This window comes from Sphingomonas tabacisoli (genome assembly GCF_042678385.1).
Lineage (GTDB): Bacteria > Pseudomonadota > Alphaproteobacteria > Sphingomonadales > Sphingomonadaceae > Sphingomonas_B > Sphingomonas_B tabacisoli.
On sequence record NZ_JBHUDY010000001.1, the window covers coordinates 236,327 to 260,062 of the forward strand.

General features: G+C 66.4%; 21 protein-coding genes. 8 read left to right on the top strand and 13 right to left on the bottom strand.

Annotated features, from left to right (window positions below; translation table 11 throughout):
• The first annotated feature begins 26 nt into the window (after positions 1-26).
• Together ACFSCW_RS01345 and ACFSCW_RS01350 are read left to right on the top strand one after the other, a co-directional pair.
• Positions 27-1,337, top strand: coding sequence for a sensor histidine kinase (locus ACFSCW_RS01345; RefSeq protein WP_380889973.1), 1,311 nt, complete (start codon positions 27-29; stop codon positions 1,335-1,337).
• 121 nt (positions 1,338-1,458) lie between these two features.
• The gene (locus ACFSCW_RS01350; RefSeq protein ID WP_380886111.1) at positions 1,459-3,486 is read left to right on the top strand and encodes a M13 family metallopeptidase; all 2,028 of its coding nucleotides are present in this window, start codon (positions 1,459-1,461) and stop codon (positions 3,484-3,486) included.
• Between the two features lie 131 nt (positions 3,487-3,617).
• Here the strand turns inward: ACFSCW_RS01350 and ACFSCW_RS01355 are convergent, their stop codons facing one another.
• The 7 genes from ACFSCW_RS01355 to rimP all read right to left on the bottom strand — a co-directional run bounded on the left by ACFSCW_RS01355 (position 3,618) and on the right by rimP (position 12,704).
• Positions 3,618-4,238 (bottom strand): glutathione S-transferase family protein, encoded by a 621-nt coding sequence (locus tag ACFSCW_RS01355; RefSeq protein ID WP_380886113.1) that lies wholly within the window; start codon positions 4,236-4,238, stop codon positions 3,618-3,620.
• Positions 4,239-4,305: 67 nt separating this feature from the next.
• Positions 4,306-6,348: a prolyl oligopeptidase family serine peptidase gene (locus tag ACFSCW_RS01360; RefSeq protein WP_380886115.1), complete on the bottom strand. Its 2,043-nt coding sequence runs from the start codon at positions 6,346-6,348 to the stop codon at positions 4,306-4,308.
• A gap of 352 nt (positions 6,349-6,700) precedes the next feature.
• Positions 6,701-7,099, bottom strand: coding sequence for a 30S ribosome-binding factor RbfA (gene rbfA / locus ACFSCW_RS01365; RefSeq protein WP_380886117.1), 399 nt, complete (start codon positions 7,097-7,099; stop codon positions 6,701-6,703).
• Between the two features lie 109 nt (positions 7,100-7,208).
• The gene (gene infB / locus ACFSCW_RS01370) at positions 7,209-9,776 is read right to left on the bottom strand and encodes a translation initiation factor IF-2 (RefSeq protein WP_380886119.1); all 2,568 of its coding nucleotides are present in this window, start codon (positions 9,774-9,776) and stop codon (positions 7,209-7,211) included.
• Positions 9,769-10,527, bottom strand: a complete 759-nt coding sequence (locus tag ACFSCW_RS01375) for a DUF448 domain-containing protein (RefSeq protein WP_380889975.1) — start codon at positions 10,525-10,527, stop codon at positions 9,769-9,771. Before ACFSCW_RS01375 ends, infB begins: the two co-directional genes overlap by 8 nt.
• A 46-nt stretch (positions 10,528-10,573) precedes the next feature.
• Positions 10,574-12,175, bottom strand: a complete 1,602-nt coding sequence (gene nusA, locus ACFSCW_RS01380) for a transcription termination factor NusA (RefSeq protein WP_380886121.1) — start codon at positions 12,173-12,175, stop codon at positions 10,574-10,576.
• A gap of 4 nt (positions 12,176-12,179) precedes the next feature.
• Positions 12,180-12,704 carry a ribosome maturation protein RimP gene (gene rimP, locus ACFSCW_RS01385; RefSeq protein ID WP_380886123.1) on the bottom strand — a complete coding sequence of 175 codons (525 nt, stop codon included), beginning with the start codon at positions 12,702-12,704 and terminating at the stop codon, positions 12,180-12,182.
• A gap of 160 nt (positions 12,705-12,864) precedes the next feature.
• Here rimP and ACFSCW_RS01390 point away from each other — a divergent pair, with 160 nt between their 5' ends.
• Together ACFSCW_RS01390 and ACFSCW_RS01395 are read left to right on the top strand one after the other, a co-directional pair.
• Positions 12,865-14,130: a PQQ-dependent sugar dehydrogenase gene (locus tag ACFSCW_RS01390; RefSeq protein ID WP_380886125.1), complete on the top strand. Its 1,266-nt coding sequence runs from the start codon at positions 12,865-12,867 to the stop codon at positions 14,128-14,130.
• 89 nt (positions 14,131-14,219) lie between these two features.
• The gene (locus tag ACFSCW_RS01395; RefSeq protein WP_380886126.1) at positions 14,220-14,729 is read left to right on the top strand and encodes a hypothetical protein; all 510 of its coding nucleotides are present in this window, start codon (positions 14,220-14,222) and stop codon (positions 14,727-14,729) included.
• Here the strand turns inward: ACFSCW_RS01395 and ACFSCW_RS01400 are convergent.
• The 4 genes from ACFSCW_RS01400 to lnt all read right to left on the bottom strand — a co-directional run bounded on the left by ACFSCW_RS01400 (position 14,726) and on the right by lnt (position 19,075).
• A complete protein-coding gene (locus tag ACFSCW_RS01400) occupies positions 14,726-15,409 on the bottom strand; it encodes a PEPxxWA-CTERM sorting domain-containing protein (protein ID WP_380886128.1) in 684 nt (227 codons plus the stop codon). The genes ACFSCW_RS01395 and ACFSCW_RS01400 overlap by 4 nt on opposite strands.
• Before the next feature lie 100 nt (positions 15,410-15,509).
• On the bottom strand, positions 15,510-16,187 hold the full coding sequence (gene trmB, locus ACFSCW_RS01405) for a tRNA (guanosine(46)-N7)-methyltransferase TrmB (protein ID WP_380886130.1): 678 nt from the start codon (positions 16,185-16,187) through the stop codon (positions 15,510-15,512).
• Between the two features lie 13 nt (positions 16,188-16,200).
• Positions 16,201-17,445 (bottom strand): methionine adenosyltransferase, encoded by a 1,245-nt coding sequence (metK, locus tag ACFSCW_RS01410; protein WP_380886132.1) that lies wholly within the window; start codon positions 17,443-17,445, stop codon positions 16,201-16,203.
• A 64-nt stretch (positions 17,446-17,509) separates the two neighbouring features.
• Positions 17,510-19,075, bottom strand: coding sequence for an apolipoprotein N-acyltransferase (gene lnt, locus ACFSCW_RS01415; protein ID WP_380886134.1), 1,566 nt, complete (start codon positions 19,073-19,075; stop codon positions 17,510-17,512).
• Positions 19,076-19,131: 56 nt separating this feature from the next.
• On the opposite strand from lnt, the gene ACFSCW_RS01420 reads away from it, so the two are divergent.
• The 4 genes from ACFSCW_RS01420 to ACFSCW_RS01435 all read left to right on the top strand — a co-directional run bounded on the left by ACFSCW_RS01420 (position 19,132) and on the right by ACFSCW_RS01435 (position 21,425).
• Positions 19,132-19,734, top strand: coding sequence for a hypothetical protein (locus tag ACFSCW_RS01420; RefSeq protein ID WP_380886136.1), 603 nt, complete (start codon positions 19,132-19,134; stop codon positions 19,732-19,734).
• Positions 19,731-20,153, top strand: a complete 423-nt coding sequence (locus ACFSCW_RS01425) for a VOC family protein (RefSeq protein WP_380886138.1) — start codon at positions 19,731-19,733, stop codon at positions 20,151-20,153. The genes ACFSCW_RS01420 and ACFSCW_RS01425 overlap by 4 nt, the downstream gene beginning before the upstream one ends.
• Complete coding sequence (locus ACFSCW_RS01430) at positions 20,150-20,452, top strand: polyhydroxyalkanoic acid system family protein (RefSeq protein ID WP_380886140.1); 303 nt, start codon at positions 20,150-20,152, stop codon at positions 20,450-20,452. The genes ACFSCW_RS01425 and ACFSCW_RS01430 overlap by 4 nt, the downstream gene beginning before the upstream one ends.
• A 331-nt stretch (positions 20,453-20,783) precedes the next feature.
• Positions 20,784-21,425, top strand: coding sequence for a TrmH family RNA methyltransferase (locus ACFSCW_RS01435; RefSeq protein WP_380889976.1), 642 nt, complete (start codon positions 20,784-20,786; stop codon positions 21,423-21,425).
• Positions 21,426-21,605: 180 nt separating this feature from the next.
• Here ACFSCW_RS01435 and ACFSCW_RS01440 read toward each other — a convergent pair whose 3' ends face one another.
• Entirely contained in the window at positions 21,606-22,055 is a 450-nt protein-coding gene (locus tag ACFSCW_RS01440) for a carboxymuconolactone decarboxylase family protein (protein ID WP_380886142.1), read from the bottom strand.
• 170 nt (positions 22,056-22,225) lie between these two features.
• The gene (locus tag ACFSCW_RS01445) at positions 22,226-23,557 is read right to left on the bottom strand and encodes a PQQ-dependent sugar dehydrogenase (protein WP_380886144.1); all 1,332 of its coding nucleotides are present in this window, start codon (positions 23,555-23,557) and stop codon (positions 22,226-22,228) included.
• Between the last annotated feature and the right edge of the window lie 179 nt (positions 23,558-23,736).

Consider the following 23,736-nt stretch of genomic DNA (forward strand, 5'->3'; position numbering starts at 1 on the left):
GCTCCACCGGCTCGCTCAGCCGGCGGATGATCCTGATTGCCGGGGCGTGGATCACGCTGCTGCTGCTGGGCGGCGGGCTGGCGCTCGACCGCGTGCTGTCGAATGCCGTCACGCGCAATTTCGACGATTCGCTGAACTATGTGCTGACCGCGATGGTCGCCTCGGCCGAAATCGGCCCGGGCGGCGAAGTGCTTCTCAACCGCCCGCTTGGGGACCAGCGGTTCCTCGAGCCGAACTCCGGCCTTTATTACCAGATCAGCGGGCCCGATTTCGAACCGTTCCGCTCGCGCTCGCTCTGGGACCGCTCGCTGCAGGTCAAGCAGAAGCACAAGGACGTCGAGGTCCACACCTACGACAGCAAGGAATTCGGGGACGAGCCGCTGCGCGTCCTGGAGCGCGACGTCATCCTGCCCGGCTCGCCGGTGCGCTGGCGTTTCCAGGTGGCGCAGAGCCGCGAGGCGCTGGACAGCCAGATCACCATTCTGCGCCGGACGCTGGTCCGCAGCTTCGCGTTGCTCGGGATTGGCCTGATCGCGCTTGCCGCGCTGCAGACCTATTACGGGCTGCTTCCCTTGCGGAAAGTGCGCAAGGCGATCGCGCGCATGCGTTCCGGGGTCGCCACGCGCGTCGACGAGCCGCTGCCGAACGAGCTCGCGCCGATGGTCGACGAGCTGAACGCGCTGATCGAGCATAACGAGACCCAGGCCGAGGAAGCGCGGCGGCACGCGGGCAACCTCGCCCACGCGCTGAAGACGCCGCTGACCGTCATCATGAATGCGGCGACGGCCAATGCCGAAGACTTGCCCGACACCGTCTGCCGCGAGGCGACGACGATGCGGCGGCAGGTCGATCACCATCTTGCCCGCGCCCGCGCCGTCGGCCGGCGTGGACATGCGCACAGCCGTGCGGAAGTGTGGCCGAGCCTGGAAGCGGTGGAGCGGGCAGTCGGCCGGCTCTATCCCGACGTGCGCATCGACATTGCCGGGCCGAAGGACCTGTCCGTGCGCGTCGAACGGCAGGACCTGGACGAATTGCTCGGCAACCTTATCGAGAATGCGGCCAAATATGGCGGCGGCAGCGTGTTCGTGACCGTGATGGGAGAGGCAGGCGCGGTCGAGTTCCTGATCGAGGACGACGGTACCGGCATTCCCGAAGAGCAGCGCCAGCACATATTTGACCGTGGTGCGCGGCTCGACACGTCGAAGCCCGGCACCGGGCTCGGCCTCGCGATCGTGCGCGACGTCGCCGAAATCTATGGCGGCACGGTCTCGCTGGAAGAGAGCGAAGACCTGGGCGGACTGCTCGTCCGGCTGCGTTTGCCGGCGGCGGTGGACTGACCGGTCCAGCGCTGATCGACAAACGGCAGACACGCGCCGACGAGTGTCGGCCCTTCGCATTGCGGTGCGGCTCTAAACCGTTAACCTCTCACATCTTTTTTGCGAGTCGGGGACTGTACACATGAAATCACGCATTCTGCTCGGCGCAGCAGCGCTGGCGCTGTCCGCTAGCGCGGCGTTCGCGGCGGGCAAGCCGCAGCTCGGCGACTTCGGCTATGACGCGACCGGCATGAACAAGGCGGTCGCGCCGGGCGACGACTTCTACAAATTCGCCAACGGCAAATGGGACGAAGCGACCGCCATCCCGTCGGACCGCTCGAGCTGGGGCGGCTTCGCGATCCTGCGCAACCTGTCCGACGAGCGCACCCGCGCAGTGATCGAACAGGCCGCGGCGAGCAAGGGCGCGCCGGGCAGCAACGGCCAGAAGGTCGGCGACATGTACGCGAGCTTCATGGACGAAGCGACGATCGAGGCGAAGGGCCTGGCGCCGGTCAAACCGCAACTCGACGCAATCGCGGCCTTGAAATCGCCCGCGGAGCTGGCCGCCTGGATGGGCGATGCCAACCGCAGCGGCGTCACCGTTCCGATCGGCGTGCAGGTCGAGCAGGATCTGAAGGACAACACGCAATACGCGATCTATGTCGGCCAGGGCGGGCTCGGGCTGCCGGACCGCGACTATTATCTCGACGACAGCAACCCGAAATTCGTCGAGGCGCGCGCCAAGTACAAGGCGCATGTCGCGGCGATGCTGAGGCTTGCCGGGATCGCCGATGCCGACGCCAGGGCACAGCGCATCTTCGATCTCGAGACCAAGATCGCGAAGACGCATTGGACCCGCGCCCAATCGCGGCAGATCGAGAAGCTGTACAATCCTGTCGCCACGGCCGAGCTGGCCACCAAAATGCCGGGCCTGGACTGGGCGCCGTACCTGAAGGCGGCGGGCGTGACCCAGGCGCAGGTCATCGTCGCGCAGCCGAGCGCGGTGACGGGCACGGCGGCGCTGATCGCGTCCGAGCCGCTCGCGGTGTGGAAGGATTATCTGACCTATCACGCGCTTTCGAACGCGGCGCCGGTGCTGCCCAAGGCGTTCGTCGCCGAGGACTTCGCGTTCAAGGGCACGGCGCTTGCCGGCACGCCCGAGCTGAAGGCGCGCTGGAAGCGCGGCGTCGACATGGTCAACGGCGGCATGGGCGAGGCCGTCGGCCAGCTCTACGTCGCCAAATATTTCCCGCCCGAGGCGAAGGCCAAAGCCGACCAGCTCGTCAAGAACCTGATCGCGGCAATGGACCTGCGCCTGCAGAAGCTCGAATGGATGGCGCCCGAGACCAAGGCGCAGGCGCGGCTGAAGCTCGCCGCGTTCACGCCGAAGATCGGCTATCCGGACAAGTGGCGCGATTATTCGAAGCTGGAGATCCGCGCCGGCGACGCGTTCGGCAATGCCGACCGGGCCACGCGTTTCGAATACCAGCGCAACCTCGACAAGATCGGCAAGGCGGTCGATCGCGGCGAGTGGGGCATGACGCCGATGACGGTCAACGCCTACGCCAACCCGCTGATGAACGAAGTGGTGTTCCCGGCCGCGATTCTGCAGCCGCCCTTCTTCGATCCCAACGCCGACGACGCGGTGAATTATGGCGGCATCGGCGCCGTGATCGGGCACGAGCTCAGCCACCATTTCGACGATCAGGGCCGCAAGTTCGACAAGACCGGCAAGCTCGCCGACTGGTGGACCGCCGAGGACGCGACGCGCTTCAAGGCCTATACCGACCGCGTCGTCGCCCAATATGGTGGCTATGAGCCGCTGCCGGGCAAGCATGTGAACGGCGAGCTGACGCTTGGCGAGAACATGGCCGATCTGGCCGGCCTCAACGTCGCCTATGACGCCTACAAGATCTCGCTGGCGGGCAAGCCGGCGCCGGTGATCGACGGCTTCACCGGCGACCAGCGCTTCTTCCTCGGCTACGCGCAAATCTATCGCGCAAAGTATCGCGAGCCGATCCTGCTCCAGCTTCTGACCACCGACCCGCACACGCCGGGCAATTGGCGGCCTTATGTCGTCCGCAATCTCGACGCCTGGTACGCGGCGTTCGATGTAAAGCCGGGGAGCAAATATTATCTGGCGCCGGATCAGCGCATCAAGGTTTGGTGAGCCGGGATGCAAGCCCCTCTCGTTCAGGGGAGGGGAAAGGGGGTGGGGCGAGCGTCTGCTCGCCCAAAAGACTCTTGTGAGGATGGACAGCCCCACCCCAACCCCTCCCCGGAAGGGGAGGGGCGGGTAGTTCACGCCGCCATCGCCTTGTCGTCGATCTCGCGGGCGCGGAGTGCTGCGGGGCGGCTCATGATGCGGGCGAGATAGGCGTCGAAGCCGGCGCGTTTCTCGATCGTGCCGAACTGCGTGCCCCAGCCGATCTGAGAGCCGAGATAGACATCCACCGCGCTGAACCGGTTGCCAAGCACATAGTCATTTTGCGTGACCAGCTTTTCCAGCACGTCGGCCACGGTCGCATGCGTACCATAGCCGGCCATGGCCTGGCGATCGGCGGGAACCTCCGCATTCACCGCCTTGACCAGCGCCGCCGTCTCGACCGGTCCGGCGGCGAAGAACATCCATCGATAAAAGGCGCCGCGTTCCGGGCTTCCGGGCAGGGGCGACAATCCCTTGTCCGGAAACGCATCGGCCAGATAAGTGCAGATCGCCGCGCATTCGGTGACCACGACATCGCCATGCTTGATCGCGGGCACCTTGCCCATCGGGTTGATCGCCAGATAGTCGGACGCCTTCATTGACGAAGCATAGTCGAGCAACACCGTCTCATAGGGCTGGCCGACTTCCTCCAGCATCCAGCGCACGATCCGGCCCCGCGACATGGGGTGCGTGTAGAAGGTCAGTTGGTCCGCCATTCGATCCTCCCTGAGTCGATTCGCCAGCGGAACATAGCAGGAACGAAGGGGCGGGCCAACTCGCCTCCTATTTGGCGCGATACCGGTCGAACCAGGCCAGGATCGCCGACGCCTTGGCCGCCGATTGCGAGGGCCGCGCCGCGATCGTGCCGTGGCCCGCGCCCGGCACTTTCACGAACGCGGTGGGCACGCCGCGCAGCTGCAGCGCCGCATAATATTGCTCGGCCTCGCTGTCGGGCGTGCGGTAATCCTCCGAGCCGACCACGACGAGCGTCGGCGTTTTCACATTGCCGACCAGCGAGAGAGGCGAGCGCGCCCAGAAGGACTGGTAGTCCTCCCACGGGTAGGAGCCGAACCAGTAGCGCGAGAAATAGGCCGGATTGTCGGCGGTGAGCGCGAAGCTCGCCCAGTCGATCACCGGCTTCTGCGTCGCGGCCGCCTTGAATCGGTCGGTCTTGCCGACGATCCATGCCGTCAGCACGCCGCCGCCCGAGCCGCCGGTCACGAACAGATTGTTCGGATCGACCGTGCCGCCGGCGATGGCGGCATCGACCGCGGCCATCAGGTCGCCATAGTCGTCGCCCGGATATTTGTGGTGGATAAGGTTCGCGAACTCCTCGCCATAGGAGGTCGAGCCGCGCGGGTTGACGTAGAGCACAGCATAGCCGGCGGTGGCGTAGAGCTGATCGTCGGTCGAAAAATGCGGGCCATAGGCGGAGAACGGGCCGCCATGGATTTCGAGGATCATCGGATATTTGCCGCCGGGCGCGGGGTTGGGCGGCGTCATCAGCCAGGCGTCGACCTTGCGGCCGTCCGGCGCGGTCACCGAGAGCGGCGCGACGCCGGCGAGGGTCTTGGCGCCGAGCCAATCCTCGTTGAGCCGCGTCAGCTTGCGCTCGCCGCCGCGCCAGAGGGCGACATCGGGCGGGCGCTGCGCGGTGCCGGCGGTATAGGCCACCGTGCCGTCGTTCGACACGCTGAACGCGCCGCCGGTATAGGGCCGGTCGATCTCGGAGCCGGCAAGGTCGCTGGCGAGCGGGGTCACGCGGCCGTCGAGTCCGACGCGCGCCAGCTTGGTGAGGCCGACATCGTCATACTGGACGATCAGCGCATTGTTGCCGGCCCAGCGCGCGCTCCCGATGCTGCGGTCGAGGGCGCCGGTCAGGATGCGCGCGTTGCGGCCGTCGGCGTCCATCACCGAGAGGCGGGCATTCTGGTAGCCGAGCCGTTTGTCCTCGAAGCCGATATAGGCGATGTGGCGTCCATCGGGCGACACGACCGCGCCGCGATCCGGCCCGCGCCTATCGGTGAGCGCCGTCACCGCGCCGGTGTCGACGTTCAACGCATAGACTTCGCTGTCGAGCGGCTCGCGCTCCCAATCGGCGCGGCGGTTGGTGCTGAAATAGAGCGTCCTGCCGTCCGGCGACCAGCTCAGCGGGCCGCCATCGTCGATCTGGCCGAATGTGAGCTGGCGCGGCGCGCCGCCGTCCGACGAGACGACGAAGATGTGGTCGAAGCCGGTCTTGTTATAGCCGCCTTCGTCGGTCCGGTACTGGACCGAGGTGATGACTTCGAGCGGCGGCGCCCATTGCGCGCCTTCGGGCTTCTGGCCCGGCGCTTGCCCAAGCTTCGGCGCTTCGCCGGGCACGCGCATCAGATAGGCGATGCGGCGGCCGTCCGGCGACCAGGCGAGCGCGCTCGGGCTGTCGGGCAGTCCGGTAATCCGCGCGGTCTGGCCCGTCGCCATCCAGCGCACGAAGAGCTGCGGCGCGCCGCCTTCACCGCTCGACACATAGGCCAGGCGCTTGCCGTCCGGCGACCAGCGCGGGCTGGAGTGCGAGCCGGCGCCCGCGACCAGCGGCGACTGCGCGCCGGTGCGCGTGTCGACCAGCCAGATGGTCGAGCGGGCGCGGTCGATCATGATGTCGTTGGCGCGCCGCGCATAGGCGATCTGCGTGCCGTCGGGGCTGATCTGCGGATCGCTCGCCCATTCGAGCCCGAACAGGTCGCGCCCGGTGAAGGCGCGGTTGGGTCCTTCGGCCGGAGTGGTTTGGGCGAGGGCGGGAAGGGAAAGCGCGAGCAACGGCAGGAAAGCCAGACGACGGAGCATTGGCAGCCTCTTTTCGATCTTGAAGGCCGGCACTCTGCCGCTTTTCGGCGGTCAGGCAAGCGGCCGGGCGCTTAAGTTCACAATGTTCCCGGGGTGAAGCGCCTTTTTCGTGAACTTATCCGGGATTTGGATGCCGAACCAAAGGCTTGGGCGGATTTTCCTATTGGTCGAGCCGTGGAGATCGGGCGACGAATGGTGAAAGCGGCATGAGGATTCCTGCGGCGCTGGCGAGTGTGCGGGAGTGTGGCACAGGCGGGAGCGTGTAGGACAGGCCTGGGCGTCATGTCGGACTTGCCCCGGCGTCGCGCTAGGAAAGAAGTAGCGGGACCGCGGCTTAAGTCCGGGGTGACGGTTATTCTTCGTCTACGCTCAAGTCGCGCGCCACTTCCGGGCGGCGGAGCAGGGCGTCGATGTGACTGGCTTCGTCGAAGCTTTCGTCGGGCAGAAATTTGAGCTGGGCGGAGAATTTGAGGTTCACGCGCTTGGCGACCTCGCCGCGCAGATATTTGACGTTGCGCTTCAGCGCGTCGATCACCTCGCGCTCGTCGGCGCCGAGCAGCGGCTTCACGAACACCGTGGCGTGGCGCAGGTCCGGCGACATCCGCACTTCGGTCACCGACACGCTGTGCGAGGCCAGCACCGGATCGTGCACGTCGCCGCGCATCAGGACGTCCGACAGCACATGCCGCACCTGTTCACCGACGCGGAGCAGGCGGACGGACCGGGTTTCGGGAGTGGCGTTGTGGCGCATTCTTCTCCCCTCCCGCGCGCGGGAGGGGCCGGGGGTGGGCCTGGCCTGAATTAATCCTACGCCGGGGCCCACCCCCCGACCCCCTCCCGCAAGCGGGAGGGGGAGGTGATCAAAGCGTCCGTTCGCGGAGTTCGACTTCGAACGTCTCGAGATAGTCGCCCGGCTTGATGTCGGTATGGCCCTCAAAGGTCACGCCGCATTCCAGGCCCGCGCGCACTTCGGGGACATCGTCCTTGAAGCGGCGGAGCGAGGCGATCGAGCCGTTGTAGATAATGACGTCGGCACGCGTGATGCGCGCGCGGAGCGCCTTGCGGATAAAGCCTTCGGTGACGAGCAGGCCGGCTGCCTTGCCGTGCTTGCCCGCGCTGAACACTTCGCGCACTTCCGCCCGGCCCACGACATGCTCGATCGATTCCGGACCGAGCTGGCCGGCCATGCCGGCGCGGATCTCGTCGGTCAGGTGATAGATCACGTCGTAATATTTCAGCGCCACGCCGTCCCGATTCGCGATCTCGCGCGCCTTGGCGTTCGCGCGGACGTTGAAGCCGATGATCGGCGCCTTGGAGGCCGAGGCCAGGATCACGTCGCTTTCGGTGATGCCGCCGACCCCCGAATGCAGGATGCGGACGCGGATGTCTTCCGTGCCGATCTTGTTGAGGGCGCCGACAATGGCTTCGACCGAGCCTTGCGTGTCGGCCTTGACCACGACCGGATATTCGATCGCCTGCTTGTCGCGGAGCGCCGAGAACATCGATTCCAACGAAGCCGGAGCCGAGGTCGTGCGCTTTTGCTGGATCACGCCGGCGCGATAGGCGGCGACCTCGCGGGCGCGCGCTTCGTTCTCGACCACGGTGAGCTGGTCGCCGGCGCCCGGAACGCCCGAGATGCCGAGCACTTCGACCGGAGTGGACGGGCCCGCTTCCTTGACGTTGCGGCCCTTGTCATCGACCAGCGCGCGCACCTTGCCGCTCTCGGCGCCGACCACGAAGATGTCGCCGACGCGCAGCGTGCCGCGGCCGACCAGGATCGTCGCGACCGGGCCACGGCCCTTGTCGAGTTGCGCCTCGACCACCGTGCCTTCGGCCGGACGGTCAGGATTGGCTTTGAGCTCGAGCAACTCGGCCTGGAGCTGGATCTTCTCGATCAGCTCGTCGAGGTTCTGGCGCTTGAGTGCGGAGACTTCGACGTCCTGCACGTCGCCGCCCATCTGTTCGACGACGACTTCGTGCTGCAGCAGCTCCTCGCGGACCTTTTGCGGATTGGCTTCGTGCTTGTCGATCTTGTTGATCGCCACGATCATCGGCACGCCGGCCGCCTTGGTGTGGTTGATCGCCTCGATCGTTTGCGGGCGCAGGCCGTCATCGGCCGCCACCACCAGCACTACGATGTCGGTGACGTTGGCGCCGCGGGCGCGCATTTCGCTAAACGCTTCGTGGCCTGGCGTGTCGAGGAACGTGATCTTGTCGCCCGACTTCATCGTCACCTGATAGGCGCCGATATGCTGGGTGATGCCGCCGGCCTCGCCCTTGACCACGTCGGTTCCGCGCAGGGCGTCGAGCAGCGACGTCTTGCCGTGATCGACGTGACCCATGATCGTGACGACGGGCGGACGGGGCTTCAGGGACTCAGGTGCATCGACGTCCTCGGTCGACTGGATATCGACGTCCGATTCCGACACGCGCTTGATGCGGTGCCCGAACTCGGTGACCAGCAGCTCAGCCGTGTCCTGGTCGATGGTCTGGGTCATCGTGACGGGCATGCCCATCTTGAACAGCGCCTTCACGAGGTCGGCGCCGCGCTCGGCCATGCGGTTGGCAAGCTCGCCGACGGTGATCGCTTCGGGCACCACGACGTCGCGAACCTGCTTCGCCTGGGGCTGGCCGAAGCCCGACATATGGGCGCGCTTTTCCTTCTCGCGCGCACGCTTCAGCGCGGCGAGCGAACGGGCGCGGGCGCCTTCGTCGTCCGACAGGGCGCGGGTGACGGTCAGCTTGCCCGACTGGCGGCGGTCGTCGCCGCTGCGCGGGCCGGGACGCGCCGGACGGGCCGGCGGCTCGGGACGGCGCGGAGCCTGGACCGGCGTGAACCGGCGCGGCGCAGGACCGGTCGAGGCGGGACGCTCCTCAGCCGTTTGTTCGACCGGCTCGGGAGCGGCGGCTGGCGTCGGCGCTTCGGCGGCCTTGCGGGCCTCTTCGGCTGCGCGCTGCGCGGCTTCCTCGGCCTGACGGCGGGCTTCTTCCTCGGCCTTGCGATTGTCTTCGGCGCGGCGGCGCTCTTCCTCGGTCGCCTGCGAACGAGCCTGCTCCTCACGGCGGCGCGTTTCTTCCAGCGCGGCCATGCGCGCTTCCTCGGCCTCGCGCAACAGGCGGGCCTGCTGTTCGCGGCGCTCGAGCGGCGTCATCGGGCGGCTGGATTCCGGCGCCGGCGCAGGGCGCGCGGGAGCGGCCGGCGCGGCGACCGGCTCCGGAGCCTTCGCGACTTCCGGTTCGGGCGTCGGCGTCGGTTCCCCTTCGCCGGGGCGGCCGAGCACCCGGCGGCGCTTGACCTCGACGACGACGGTGTTCGAGCGGCCGTGGCTGAAGCTCTGCTTGACCTTGCCGGTCTCGACCGTGCGCTTCAGGCCCAGAGGAGCCCGTGCGCCCAGCTTCGGCTTTTCCTTGTTGTCGATATCACTCATGAACCGTCGTCAGCCCTTCATTCGCAGCTTTTGCCGCACCGTCCGCAGACGCAGCAGCGGCGATTGAACCTTGCGACTGCGTTTCGCAAGGCTGTTCGCCTGAACCAAATCCGATAAACCCGTGCCAGCGGGCAAGCGCATCGCCCACTCGCCGGGCTGCCCCTGGGTCGGTCACCGCGACATGTACCACATTCTCGCGGCCCAGGGCAGACGACAATATGGTGCGCGGAGCCGCAATTACGAGACCCTTGAGGCCCGTTCCTTCGGCATCCTTGCCGACGCGGAGCGCCTGATCGAGCTTGCGGTTGCCGTCGTCGCCGGCATCGGCGGCGTGGAGCAGCAGCAGCACCTTGCCGGCGCGCGCCGCGGCCTCGATCCGCTCGCCGCCGGTGACGATCGTGCTTGCCCGCGCCTCGAGGCCCAGCCGGTCGAGAGCGGCGCGTTCGAGGCCGCGTTCGATCTGCTCGGGAAGGTCGGCAGCGAGCGTCAGGTCGCGACGGCGGAAAGCGCGGAACAGCGCCGACTTCAGCTTGCCGCTATCCAGCGCGCGCTGCAGCTCGGCGCGATCGACGCCGATCCAGGCGCCGCGGCCGGGAGCCTTGGCGCGTACATCGGGAAGCACCTCGCCTTCCGGCGACAACGCCAGCCGGATCAGCGAAGCGCGATCGGCCTTGCCGCCGGTCAGCACGCATTTGCGCTCAGGACCGTCCTTGTCGGCTTTGGCGGGCTTGGGCGGCAGGACCGCCTTCACCCGCTCCTCGGCCGCGGCCGGGTGCTTCAGCTTGAGCTTCGGCCGTTCATTGGGAGGATTCCGCAACCGCGTCCTCCTCGAACCAGTGGGCGCGCGCGGCCATGATGATCTCGTTTCCTTGTTCTTCGCTGAGGCCATAGTCGGCGAGAATGCCGCCCTTGTCCTGCTCGCGCTTCGGCGCCTGATCCTCGCCGCGGCGACGCGGCTCGGCCTTCTTCTTAGCGACCAGCTCGTCGGTGGCGAGGTCGGCCAGATCGTCGAGCGTCTTGATGCCCGCCTTGCCGAGCGTGACCAGCATCGCTTCGGTCATGTGCGGCATGGTCGCGAGATCGTCCTCGACGCCGAGCGCACGGCGCTCCTCGCGATTGGCTTCCTCGCGACGTTCGAGCGCTTCCTGGGCGCGGCTCTGCAGCTCGGCGGCGAGCTCCTCGTCGAAGCCTTCGATCGAGGCGATCTCGTCCTGCTCGATATAGGCGACTTCCTCGAGGCTGGTGAAGCCTTCCGCGACCAGCAACTGGGCGAGCGTTTCGTCCACGTCCAGCTCGGTCTGGAACATCTCCGAACGCTCGGAGAATTCGCGCTGGCGCTTCTCGGACGCGTCGGTCTCGGTCAGGATGTCGATCGCCTTGCCGGTGAGCTGGCTGGCGAGGCGGACGTTCTGGCCGCGGCGGCCGATCGCCAGCGAAAGCTGGTCGTCGGGGACGACGACTTCGATCCGGTCCTCTTCCTCGTCGATCACGACGCGGCTGACGTTCGCCGGCTGCAGCGCGTTCACGACAAACGTCGCGGTGTCCGGCGACCAGGGAATGATGTCGATCTTCTCGCCCTGCATTTCCTGGACGACCGCCTGCACGCGGCTGCCCTTCATGCCGACGCAGGCGCCGACCGGGTCGATCGAGCTGTCGCGGCTGATGACGCCGATCTTGGCGCGGCTGCCCGGATCGCGGGCGGCGGCCTGGATGGTGATGATGCCGTCGTAGATTTCCGGCACTTCCTGCGCGAACAGCTTCTTCATGAAGTCCGGATGCGCGCGGCTGAGGAAGATCTGCGGGCCGCGGTTTTCGCGGATCACGCGGAGGATCAGCGCGCGGATGCGATCGCCGACGCGGACGACTTCGCGCGGGATCTGCTGATCGCGGCGAATGACGCCTTCGGCGCGGCCCAAGTCGACGACGATGTGGCCGAACTCGACCCGCTTGACGACGCCGGTGATGATCTCGCCGACGCGGTCCTTGAACTCTTCGAACTGGCGCTCGCGCTCGGCTTCGCGGACCTTCTGAAAGATGATCTGCTTGGAGGCCTGAGCCTGGATGCGGCCGAATTCGATCGGCGGCAGCGGATCGACGATATAGTCGCCGACCTTGGCGCCCTTCTGCAGGCGCTGCGCGTCGGCGACCGAGACCTGCTTGTAGAGATCGTCGACCTGCTCCACGACTTCGACCACGCGCCACAGGCGAAGGTCGCCGTTCGACGGATCGAGCTTGGCGCGGATGTCCATCTCGGCGCCGTAGCGATTCTTCGCCGCGCGCTGGATGGCGTCTTCCATCGCCTCGATGACGATCGCCTTGTCGATCAGCTTCTCGCGCGCGACCGAGTCCGCGATCGCGAGCAGTTCGGCCTTGTTGGCGGAAACGGCAGCAGTGGCCATTCGTTTATCCTTCTACCTTCACTTGGTCTGCGCCTTTGGTGGAAAGCGGCGCGGTTGCGGCAATGAGCCGGTCGGTGAGCGTCAGCTTGGCGCTCTCGATTTTGTCGAACGGCACCGCGTGGCGGTTGCCGTCCTGAGTGATGATGGCGACGTTCTGTCCGTCGACGCCGTACAGATCGCCCTTGAACTGCTTGCGGCCGTCCAGCTTCTCGGCGAGGGTGACCCGCGCCTCATGTCCTTTCCAGTCGTCGAAATCCTTCAGGCGCGTCAGCGGCCGGTCGATGCCGGGCGAGCTGACTTCGAGCCGATAGGCGTCCTCGATCGGGTCCTTCTCATCGAGCATGTCGGAGAGGCGGCGCGACAGGTCGGCGCAATCGTCGATCGTAAGCTGGCGGGTGTCCGGCCGCTCGGCCATCACCTGCAGGGTCGGATCGGACGTGCCGCCGATCATCGCCACGCGCACAAGGTCGAAGCCGAGCGCTTTCGCCTCGGGCTCGATCAGTCGCGTCAGGGCAGCGATGTCTGCCAATCTTCCTCCAGAAATGCACAGGCGTTCCGCGCCGGCGCCGCAGGGCACCAGCCTCAACTCCGTTACCGATGTCGAGGGAACGGTTTGGATATAGGCCGATTGAGCCAGCGGCGCAAGCGGTGCAACAAGCGCGCAGCCGTAGAAGATCAAGGAGAATAGGATGCGTTCGGTTGCTTTAGTCCTCGCGTTGATCGGAACGGGATGTTCGGCGCAGACGGCGCCCGCCGGCGGCGCGCCGGCCGCCAGGTCGAGCCGCGCCAATATGGCGACGACGCCCCTGCCGTTCACCAAGACGGACCTGGGCGTTTTCGAGTCGCCGTTCGCCATCGCCATCCTGCCCGACGGCAGCGCGCTGGTGACCGAAAAGGCAGGCGCGCTGAAACTGCGCACGACGGATGGCGGCATCGCGACCGTCTCGGGCGTGCCGGCGGTCGCCAAAGGCGGCCAGGGTGGGTTGCTCGACGTGGCGCTAGCCCCCGATTTCACCAGGAGCCGCACCATTTATCTGACCTATGCGGAGCCGCGTCCGGACGGATCGAGCCTGGCGCTTGCACGAGCGACATTGCAGCTTCACCAGGTTCAGTGCGTGCGCGCGCCTTGTCCGCCCCAGGCCTCGCTTTCCGATGTGAGCGTCATCTGGCGCGCCGGTTCGGACGGCAAGGGCGGCCAGTTCGGCGCGGTCATCGCCTTTGCGCCCGACGGCAAATCGCTGTTCCTTTCGTCCGGCGAACGCCAGCGCTTCACGCCGGCGCAGGATTCGAGTCAGGCGCTCGGCAAGATCCTGCACCTGACGCTGGACGGAAAGCCCGCGCCCGGCAACCCGATGGCTGGCCGCACCGGCGCGGCGACGGTCCAGGTCTTCGATCCGCCGAAGAACAGCAGCCTTGCCGCCTCCGCGCCCGCGCGCACGGTTCAGGCGCGGCAGCCGAATACGACGCCGGCGGAAACCTGGTCGACCGGGCACCGCAATCCCTATGGCCTTGTCTTTGCGGGCGACGGCAGGCTGTGGGAAGTCGAGATGGGGCCGAAGGGGGGCGACGAGCTCAACCTGATCCAGCCGGGCAAGAATTACGGCTGGCCGCGCGTTTCCAACGGCGACAATTATGACGGCACGCCGATCCCGGATCATGCGCCGGGCGACGGTTTCTATCCGCCGAAGCTGTGGTGGAACCCGTCGATCTCGCCGGGTGGCATGATCTACTACACCGGGGCGATGTTCCCGCAGTATCGCGGCTCTCTGTTTATCGCGGCCTTGTCCGGCACGGCGCTGCTTCGCGTCAGCGTGAAGGGCGATACGGCAAAGGCCGAAAACGCCTGGGACACCGGCGCCCGCATCCGCGACGTCGCGCAGGCACCCGATGGTGCGATCTGGATGCTGGAAGACGGTTCCGGCGCGCATCTCTGGCGCTTGACGCCGGCGCGCTGATTGGGAACCTTATCCGAAACGAATTCGTAGGAGACTGAGGAGGTAAGGCCAAGTTGAGTGCTTCGAACGCGACGTTTGCGATCGCAGAAATGCGTGAGTTTGCTTCGTTTTCATCCGCCACTCAGCGCTATATCCGGCGGTCGCTCGGGATCGTGCGCGAACCGGACGCGGTGGAGCGCTACTCGCGCGATCCGGTCGAGCGCGTCACGCTTTCCGCGCAGGCGCGCTGCTACGAACGCATTCCGGAAATCAGGGAGCGCGTTCCCGAACATAGCGGGTTGGACGCGGTGGAGCCGTTTATGGCGCCGCTGGTCGGGATCAGCGCGTTCGATCTGGCGCAGGACCGGCTGACCAGCTTTTCGGCCTATCGTTTCCTGTACGAGCGCTTGATCGGCGCGGCGGCGCGGCCCTGGCTGCTGGGCGCCTTTTGCGCGGCGTCGTCGATGCCGCACATTCTGCCGGCCCGCCGGCGCGACCTGTTCTTGACCATCACCGAGAGCACGGCGACGGCGCCGGGCTGGTCGCGCCGGGAGCCGAGCTTCTATCCCGAATGGATCGACCTCGGCGCGGACGATGCCGAGGCCGATCCAAGCTCTTAGGCGCGTGCGAGAAGCGTACCTTTGCGCCGGGCGGCTGCACCGGCCATGCCGAAGCCGCCGATCAGCAGCGCCCAGGTCGCCGGTTCCGGCACGCCCTGCGCCGGCACGGCGTCGAAGCGCAGATTGTCGGCAGTGCCGAGGCGGTTCAGGCCGAAGCCGACGAGGCCGCTGCCCGGCGCAAAGCCATAGTTATAGCTGTAGCTGAGCGTGCTGCCGTTGTTGGCGAGGATGTTCAGCGTCGCGACGGTGCCGGTCACGCTGACGTCGATCGACGCGCTCTGGAAACCGAAGCCGAGCGACTGGAACGGCCCGTTAAGATCGTTGTTGCCGGTGTCGAAGCCATAGCGGTCGAAAAAGCCGTCGCCGTCATTGTCCTGGATCTTGATGAAATAGCTGTTCGCGGTGTCGTAGCCGAGCGTCAGCGCGACATAGCTGCCGGAATCGAACCCGCGCAGCGCCGCGTCGACCCCGACCGTGCTGGACGAAGAGCCGTTATAGGTGGCGAGCGACACGAAGTTGGTCGTGATCGCCTTGTTGCCGCTGATCCGGATATTGCCGTTCTGGATCGTGTAGGCCGGTCCCGGATTGAGCGCGTCGGCGCGGTTGAAATCGTCCACGATTGCGGCGTGGGCGCTCGTCGTCAGCAGCGCGCCGGCGAAGGCGCCCAATAGGATACGCATGTCTTTCACCCTGTTTTCTGGTTGGCGAGCAGCCGGTTAGCGGCCCGTTCGCCATCCGGAATGATGGGGCGACCAGAAAGACGGATCGTGCGACGAAGACTCAGCGCCGCAAGTAACGGAAATACCAAACTTCATGGCCCTTGCGCCGGGCCTTCGCCTCGTAGCGCGTTTGCGGCCAATCGGCAGGGCGCTGCAGGAAATCGGCGGCGGTCTGGGCCTGCCAGTCGAAGTCGCGGCGTTGGTTCATGACCATCATCGACCAGCGGCAATAGGTCGGGTCGTCGGTGCCGAGCCGGAACTCGGCGCCCAGCTTCAGCTTGGCGGCGATCAGGTCGAGCGGGCCGTGATTGACCATGCGCCTTTTGGCGTGGCGCGCCTTGGGCCAGGGATCGGGGTGGAGCAGGTACAGCCGGTCCAACGAGGCATCGGGCAGCCGCTCCAGCGCATCGAGCGCATCGCCCATGTGCACGCGGACATTGGCAAGCTCGCGGTCGTCGATCTTGGCGAGTGCGCCGACGACGCCGTTCAGGAACGGCTCGCAGCCGATAAAGCCGTGGTCCGGCCGCGCCTCGGCCTGCGCCGCGAGGTGCTCGCCCGCGCCAAAGCCGATCTCGAACTCCAGCGGCCGATCATCGCCGAACAGCGCCCGCGCATCGAGCGGCCCGTCCGGCACGGAGACACGCGGCAGCAGCTCGGCCAGCAACTCCTCCTGACCGGCGCGCAGCTTGTGCCCCTTAGCGCGGCCGTAGAGGCGTCGGATCGTCAGCGGGTCGCTCATGCGCGTGCCCGCGTCAGGCGAGCTCCGCCTTCAGCGCGTCGACCAGGTCGGTGCGTTCCCAGGTGAACAGGTCGCCCTCCGCCTTGCGGCCGAAATGGCCATAGGCGGCGGTGGGCGAGTAGATCGGCTTGTTGAGGTTCAGATGGGTGCGGATGCCCTTGGGGGTCAGGCGCACGAGCGTCGGCAGCACCTGCTCCAGCTTCTCGGCAGTGACGCCGTTCTTTTCGGTGCCGTGCAGATCGACATAGACCGAGAGCGGCTCGGCGATGCCGATCGCGTAGGAAAGCTGGATCGTGCAGCGCTTGGCGAGGCCCGCCGCGACGACGTTCTTGGCGAGGTAGCGCGCGACATAGGCGGCCGAGCGGTCGACCTTGGTCGGGTCCTTGCCCGAGAACGCGCCGCCGCCGTGCGGGGCCGCGCCGCCATAGGTGTCGACGATGATCTTGCGGCCGGTCAGGCCGGCGTCGCCGTCCGGCCCGCCGATCTCGAAGCGGCCGGTCGGGTTCACGTAGATCTTGGTCTCGTCGGTGATGAAGCCGGCCGGCAGCACGTCCTTGAACACGCCGATCACATAGTCGCGAAGCTGGCCGTATTTGCCGGCGTCGGAGCCTTCGCGGCCGTCGTCGCAATAGCCGGGCGCGTGCTGGGTCGAGACGACCAGGGCGGTCGCCGCCACCGGCTCGCCATTTTCGTAGCGGAGCGTCACCTGGCTCTTGGCGTCGGGCTCAAGGAAAGCCGCGGCGCCGCTGTGCCGGTCCTTCGCGAGCCGCTCGAGGATGCGGTGCGAGTAGTAGAGCGTGGCGGGGAGCAGGTCGGGCGTCTCATCGGTCGCATAGCCGAACATGATGCCCTGGTCGCCGGCGCCTTCGTCCTTGTTGCCGCTTTCGTCGACGCCCTGCGCGATGTGCGCGGACTGGCCGTGCAGATGGTTCTCGAAGCTGGCGGTCTGCCAGTGAAAGCCGTCCTGCTCATAGCCGATCTTCTGGACGGTGTGGCGCACGACCTGCTCGATCTCGTCGCGCACGCCCGGCGCCCAGCCGTGGGTGTCGGCGAACTGCTCCTCGTCATAGGCGCCCTTGCAGCGGATTTCGCCGCCGATGACGATGCGCTGCGTGGTCACCAGCGTCTCGCAGGCGACGCGCGCTTCCGGGTCCTTGCCGATGAACAGATCGACGATGGCGTCGGAAATCTGGTCGGCGACCTTGTCCGGATGGCCTTCGGACACCGATTCGGACGTGAAGAGATAGTTGGAGCGCATCGTCGGTCCTGTGCTGCACGCGGGCGGAAGCCGCATATAAAGATATGTTTATGTGTGCAGGCCTCTAGCGGCGGCGAAGGCGAAAGACAACGCCGAAAGCGGCGAGCGCGAGCGCCAGCAGCGCCGGAAGAAGATTGCCGAAGCGGGCGAACAACGTCGGCGGCAGGGGCGCGGGAAGGCGCGCGTCCATCACGGCCGCCTTGTGCGGGCCGATGCTGCCCAGTAACCGCCCGTCGGGAGCGATCAGGGCGGAAATGCCGGTCGGCGTCGCGCGGACGATCGTCATGCCTTCCTCCGCCGCGCGCAGCCGCGCCTGGGCGAGATGCTGCGGCGGGCCCCAGCTTCCGAACCAGGCGTCGTTGGACGGGTTGAACACGAACAAGGGGCGGTGCGCCGGATCAACGACATGGCCCGAAAAGATGATCTCGTAGCAGATCTGAAAGCCGACCGGGCCGATGCCGGGGATGTCAAACGTCTTGGGGCCCGGGCCGGGCCAGAAATCGAGGTCGCCCGGCACGAGCCGCGACAGGCCGAGCGGTGTCAGGATCGTCCGCATCGGCAGATATTCGCCATAGGGGACGAGGTGCGCCTTGTCGTAGCGGGCGTGGATTTGCGTGTCCGGCCCGAGCGCGAACACGCTGTTGCGCCCGCCGATCGCGCGGCCGGCCTTGTCGTATTCTAGCGCAATGCCGCCGGTCAGCAGCATGTCGGCCCGCCCGACCGCCTTCATCAGGAAGCGGCGCAGGCCGGGTTCCTCCTCCAGCAAATAGCCATTGTCGATCGCTGCTTCTGGCCAGAGCAGGATGCGGGGAGCGGTGTCGCTCGGCGGCCCCGACATGCGGACGAGTTGGCGAATGTGCGCGGCTTGCGCTGCGACGTCCTGCTTCTCGTCCTGGCTGACGTTCGGCTGGACAACGCGGATATGGGGGCCGGTCGCGGGGCTGTGCGGGACGGGGATGAGGGCGAGCAGGGCGATCGGCGCGACCAGAGCCGCTGCCGTCCATTGCCGCCGGAGCAACAGGCTCAGCCCGCCCGCGGCGAGGATCGTCAGGCCGGATAGGCCGTAGGTGCCGATCCACGCTGCTTCCCGCGCGACCGGCTCGATCGGCACCCAGATAGCGGCGAGCGGGTTCCAGGCGAAGCCGGTGAACATCGTCGCGCGGAGATATTCGGTCGCGATCCAGGCGGCGGCGGAGAGGAAAACGAAGGAAATTCCGTTCGTATCGAGCGAAGTCGAGATACGCGTGTTCGCCCGCTCCGAGCTGCGCTTCTCGACTGCGCTCGAAGCGAACGGGTATTTGTTGGTCGCCAGCGAAACGACCGCCGCTCCCACCGCCGGAAACACTGCCAGGTACAGCGACAGCGCGACCACCGCGCCGTAGCCGAACCAATGCGGCATGCTGTCCTGGTAAGTGAACGCATGCGCGATCCAGTTCAGGCCGACGGTGAAATGGCTGAGCGCGAACAGCCACATGCGGGAGAACGCGCCGCGAGCGTTCGGCGCGCTCCGCAGCAGTTCGATCAGCAGCGCGAAGCACAAGAGCGTCACCGGCCACAGCTCCAGCGGCGCGAAGCCGGTCGCCGACAGCGCGCCTGCCGTCAGCGCGAGAAGCTTGGGATAACGGAGCACTGCGCCGCCTATTGCCCGGCTTTGCGACAGTTTCAATCGCGCGTAAGGATCGGGCGATGTTCAGCGTTCTCCTCGCCTTGGCCGCCGCGCCGCTCTCCGCTCAGCAACAGCAGCAGATCCGCTGCGTCGCCGTGCTCGCGATCCTGGCGGGGGAGCAGGAACGGCACACCGCCGCGGCGCTCGACCTGCCTCCGCTCGGACGCCAGGGCGCTCGTTTTGCGCAGGTGGTCGGCGACGCAGTGGTGAAAGAAACCGGGCGAACGCAAGAACAGGTGCGCGACCTGATCCTGGCCCAGGTGAAAGCGACGCAGCAGGCCGCCGGCAAGGATGCGAAGCTGCCGCTCGCCGAAGCGACGGGTTGCATCGAGGTGATGAACGCGGTCGCTCCGCCGCTGCCGCCCCCGGACACGCTGCAATGCGCCGGGCTGCTGAAGCTTGCCGCCGACGATGTGAAGCGCCGCGAGGGCATGTCCAAAACGGCGATGGACCTGATCTCGATCGCCGCCCTGCTCGAAGACCGCGCGCGGACCGAGCTCGGCAGCGCGGGCAAGACCGGGGCGGAGAGCGACCAGGCGCTGACGCTCGCGCGCGAAGCCATCGCCGCCAACCCCAAAAGCGCGCCCGACATGGAAGCGTGCGTGGAGCTTGCCCAGCCATGAGGCCGTTTCACCTCGCCTTTCCGGTTCACGACCTCGATGCGGCGCGGCATTTCTATGGCGAACTGCTTGGCTGCGCGGAGGGGCGGAGCTCGGACCGCTGGATCGATTTCGACCTCTACGGCCATCAGATCGTCGCCCATCTGGACGAGGCGGCGCGGCCGGCGGGCGTCACCAATCCGGTCGACGGCCATGACGTGCCGGTGCCGCATTTCGGCGTGGTGCTGACGATGGCCGACTGGCAGGCGCTCGCCGACCGGCTGACCGAAGCGGGTGTGGCGTTCGGCATCGCGCCCCACATCCGCTTCAAGGGCCAGGCGGGCGAACAAGCGACGATGTTCTTTCGCGATCCCAGCGGCAACGCACTGGAGTTCAAGGCGTTTGCCGATGACGCCATGCTGTTCGCAAAGGACGCGAAATGACCACGCCGATCGAACTCGACCTGCCGCACAAGCTGGGCAAGGCGGCTGCGCGGGCGCGGATCGAGAACGGCTTCGGCAAGCTCGCCAGCTTCATCCCCGGCGGGTCGGTCTCCGAACACCATTGGGACGGCGACACGCTGAGCTTCACCGTCGAAGCGATGGGCCAGCGGATCGCCAGTCGCCTGACCGTGCTGGAAGACAAGGTCCACGCCAGCTTCGACCTGCCGCCGTTCCTCGCTCTGTTCGCGGAGAAGATCAGGGCCAAGCTCACCGAGGAAGCGCCCAAGCTGTTGAGGTGAGGGAGCCTCTAAGTTCACAAACTTCCAGGGGTGAGGCGACTTTTTCGTGAACTTATGCGGGATTATCGTTTGGCTGCAGAGGTTTGGTAGAAAATAGGAAATGCCGAACGGTGGAGAATCCGCGACGGATAGTGATCGCCGGGCGAGAGCAGAGGCCCTGAGAAAGATCGGGTGAAAGAGGCGCTCGGTCATCCACGATCATATGCCTGAGCGGGTGGGGTGTAGGACAGAGTTTTGGCTGCATTGGGTTGGGAAGTGAAAGCTCGCGGTGCGTGGCTCCATCGTCGATGTTCGGCTATCCGATTGGATGCTTAGGAAACGTGAGTTGGCGATGGACGAAAATACTGACACAAAAAGGCCAGCCCGGAAGCGAGCGGACGCGATCAAGGCGTTTCGCTGCAAGAACCTTATCGTTGTGATTGAGGAGCCGGAGAACCCGCGCAACATCGGCACGGTCATCCGCAATGTGAACGCCTTGGGCGCTGAGAAGGTCTACGTAGTCGACCCTCGCCGAGTTTTGCCCGATGACTGGCAGGACCTGCGCAGCGAGCCCAAGCTGTCTAAGCTTTCCGTGTCAGCAGTGAAGTGGACGTTCGTGAAGCGGTTTGACAGCACCGAGGAGTGTCTCGCCCATCTGGCAAAGAACCACTTCGTGTCAGTCGCCACCTCCCCCCACGTGAAGGGCAAAACAAACAAGTTCCTTCACGAGGTGGACTTTACCGAACACGCGAAGCTGGCTGTGTGGTTCGGTAACGAAGCGAGAGGACTATCCGATTTGGCAGTGGACGGTAGCGAGATGTGCATCAGCGTGCCGATGTTCGGCATGATCGAGAGTCTCAACCTCGCAACGAGTTCTGGCATCGTTCTCTACGAAGTGACCAAGCAGCGGCGGGAATACGCAAGCCGATATCGATTGCGAGACCATAGAGGCGAACGAGCATCGCCCCTGCCAACGGTGATGGCGACCGATTGATATACACCTGAACGTCAACAATGGGTCGAAAGCGGACGGTCCTCTTCATCTTTAGAATGGCAATCGCCTTAGATGTTGAGCGTCGCGAGTTCCTGCCGGCTGGTTCCCGCTTTCGCGGGAATGACGGAGTAAAAGCTGGCCGCGGGCTTGATGCCCGCAGCCAAGGCTCAACGCCGACGCCTAATCCCGCCGCCGTCCCGGCAGCGAGCGGAAGCCGATGGCGATGCGGTTCCAGCCGTTGATCGCGACGATGGCCAGCGTGATGGCGACGCGCTCCTTTTCGTCGAAGGCGGCGGCGAAGGCTTCATAGGCGTCGTCGGGGGCGTGGGTGTCGGCGATGCAGGTGAGGGCTTCGGTCCAGCCCAACGCCGCGCGCTCGCGGTCGTCGAAGAAATTGGTCTCGCGCCAGGCGGGGAGGACGTCGAGCCGCTGCTGCGCCTCGCCGTCGGCGCGGGCTTCGTGCGCGTGCATGTCGAGGCAGAAGGCGCAGCCATTGATCTGCGACGCCCGCATCTTGATCAGGTGCATCAGCCTGGGCTCGATGCCGAGGCCTTGCACCGCGGTTTCGAGATCGAGCATCGGTTTGATCGCGTCGGGCGCGGCTGCGTAGGGATTGAGGCGTGGTTTCATGGGTCTGTCTCCTTCGAGACCTAGACGCCACGCAACATCCGTTTGTGACAGCTCGTCTGCATTGAACTGCACTAGATCGTCCATGTCGAGCGAAGTCGAGACACGCACTTTCGGCTCAGTGCGTCCCTCGACTTCGCTCGGGATGGACGGTTAGGGTGTCGTCCCGAGCCTTACCGCGCCGCGCTGACGCGCCAGATGCGGTTGCCGACATCGTCCGCCACCAGCAGTGCGCCGGTCCTGTCGAGCGCGAGGCCGGCCGGGCGGCCGCGGGCGTGGCCGTTCGCATCGAGGAATGCCCCCAGCACGTCGATCGGCTTGGCGCCTTTCGCCGGCGCGCCCTTGTCGTCGAAGGGAACGTAGATGACCTTGTAGCCGGAAAGCGGCTTGCGGTTCCACGATCCGTGCAGCGCGATGAAAGCGCCGTTGTCGAACGGCGCGCCGAGCTTGGCGCCGTCGGCGAACACCAGCCCGAGCGGCGCGACATGGGGTCCGAGCGCATAATCGGGGCGGCGGGTATATTCGAGCAGGTCGGGCCGCTCGTCGACGCGCTTGTCGACGTACCCGCCCCAATAGCTGTAGGGCCAGCCATAGAAGGCGCCGAAATCGACGAAGGTCAGGTAATCGGGCGGGCCGTCGCCGCCGAGCATGTCGCGCTCGTTGACCACCGTCCACAGGTCCTTGCGGTGCGGTTCCCAGGCGAGGCCGTTGGGGTTGCGCAGGCCGGCGGCGTAGATGCGGAAGCTCTTGTTTGGCGGATAGACTTCCCAGATCGCGGCGCGGCGCTCTTCCTTGTCCATGCCGCGCTCGCCGATGTTGCTCGACGAGCCGACCGTCACATAGAGCAGCCGCCCGTCGGGGCTGGCGAGAAGGTTTCGCGCCCAGTGATTGCCGCCGCCGGGCAGGCTGACGATTTTTTCGGGCTTGGCGGTGATCTTCGTGTCGCCTTCATGATATGGGAAAGCGATTACCGCGTCGGTGTTGGCGACGTAGAGCGTGTTCCCGATCAGGGCCATGCCGGTCGGCGAGTTGAGGCCGGAGATCAGCACGGAGCGCGTTTCCGCCACGCCGTCGCCATTCGCGTCGCGCAGCAGGGTGATGCGGTTGGCGGAAGGGACGCCGGCGCCGGCGCGGTTCAGCAGCCAGCCCATCACGCGATCGGCAATGCCTTCGACCTTGCGCGGCGGCGAGTTCGCTTCGGCGACCAGCACGTCGCCATTGGGCAAGGTGTAGAGCCAGCGCGGATGGTCGAGGCCCTGGGCGAAAGCCTGCACTTTCAGGCCCGCCGGCGCTGTCGGCGTCGCATTGCCCCAGGCGACCGGCGTCGCGATCGCAATGGTCGGGATCTGCTCGATCTCGGGCTTGGCGATCTGCGGCTTCTGGCCGGTGATCGCGAGCACGTCGGCACTCGCATTCTTCTGGCGCGTGACGAAGAACAGACCGGCCAGGATGACCAGCAGGACGACGATCAGGAAAGCAAGCGGGCGGGCGATTCTGCCGAGCATCGGGGTTCCGGGACCTAAAGGCGACCGGACCGGTCTAGCCGCAATGGTCAGGACAAAAAAGTGCCGCCGGCCAGGGGGTGAAAGAACCGGCGGCACAAAGGAAGCAGAATAAGCGCTTCCGATCGACCCGAAGGGCTGACGCTTCCTTGTGGTTGCCCCGAAAGCGTCCCTTCGTGAAA

Excerpts from the sequence above, each read along its gene's own strand:
- ACFSCW_RS01435 (WP_380889976.1), top strand. The coding sequence starts at position 20,784 with ATGGACGAAAATACTGACACAAAAAGGCCAGCCCGGAAGCGAGCGGAC.
- ACFSCW_RS01390 (WP_380886125.1), top strand. The coding sequence starts at position 12,865 with ATGCGTTCGGTTGCTTTAGTCCTCGCGTTGATCGGAACGGGATGTTCG.
- ACFSCW_RS01440 (WP_380886142.1), bottom strand. The coding sequence starts at position 22,055 with ATGAAACCACGCCTCAATCCCTACGCAGCCGCGCCCGACGCGATCAAA.
- infB (WP_380886119.1), bottom strand. The coding sequence starts at position 9,776 with ATGAGTGATATCGACAACAAGGAAAAGCCGAAGCTGGGCGCACGGGCT.
- ACFSCW_RS01345 (WP_380889973.1), top strand. The coding sequence starts at position 27 with ATGATCCTGATTGCCGGGGCGTGGATCACGCTGCTGCTGCTGGGCGGC.
- ACFSCW_RS01350 (WP_380886111.1), top strand. The coding sequence starts at position 1,459 with ATGAAATCACGCATTCTGCTCGGCGCAGCAGCGCTGGCGCTGTCCGCT.
- ACFSCW_RS01360 (WP_380886115.1), bottom strand. The coding sequence starts at position 6,348 with ATGCTCCGTCGTCTGGCTTTCCTGCCGTTGCTCGCGCTTTCCCTTCCC.
- ACFSCW_RS01355 (WP_380886113.1), bottom strand. The coding sequence starts at position 4,238 with ATGGCGGACCAACTGACCTTCTACACGCACCCCATGTCGCGGGGCCGG.
- nusA (WP_380886121.1), bottom strand. The coding sequence starts at position 12,175 with ATGGCCACTGCTGCCGTTTCCGCCAACAAGGCCGAACTGCTCGCGATC.
- ACFSCW_RS01395 (WP_380886126.1), top strand. The coding sequence starts at position 14,220 with ATGCGTGAGTTTGCTTCGTTTTCATCCGCCACTCAGCGCTATATCCGG.
- metK (WP_380886132.1), bottom strand. The coding sequence starts at position 17,445 with ATGCGCTCCAACTATCTCTTCACGTCCGAATCGGTGTCCGAAGGCCAT.
- ACFSCW_RS01420 (WP_380886136.1), top strand. The coding sequence starts at position 19,132 with ATGTTCAGCGTTCTCCTCGCCTTGGCCGCCGCGCCGCTCTCCGCTCAG.
- ACFSCW_RS01430 (WP_380886140.1), top strand. The coding sequence starts at position 20,150 with ATGACCACGCCGATCGAACTCGACCTGCCGCACAAGCTGGGCAAGGCG.
- rbfA (WP_380886117.1), bottom strand. The coding sequence starts at position 7,099 with ATGCGCCACAACGCCACTCCCGAAACCCGGTCCGTCCGCCTGCTCCGC.
- ACFSCW_RS01425 (WP_380886138.1), top strand. The coding sequence starts at position 19,731 with ATGAGGCCGTTTCACCTCGCCTTTCCGGTTCACGACCTCGATGCGGCG.
- ACFSCW_RS01400 (WP_380886128.1), bottom strand. The coding sequence starts at position 15,409 with ATGCGTATCCTATTGGGCGCCTTCGCCGGCGCGCTGCTGACGACGAGC.
- trmB (WP_380886130.1), bottom strand. The coding sequence starts at position 16,187 with ATGAGCGACCCGCTGACGATCCGACGCCTCTACGGCCGCGCTAAGGGG.
- ACFSCW_RS01445 (WP_380886144.1), bottom strand. The coding sequence starts at position 23,557 with ATGCTCGGCAGAATCGCCCGCCCGCTTGCTTTCCTGATCGTCGTCCTG.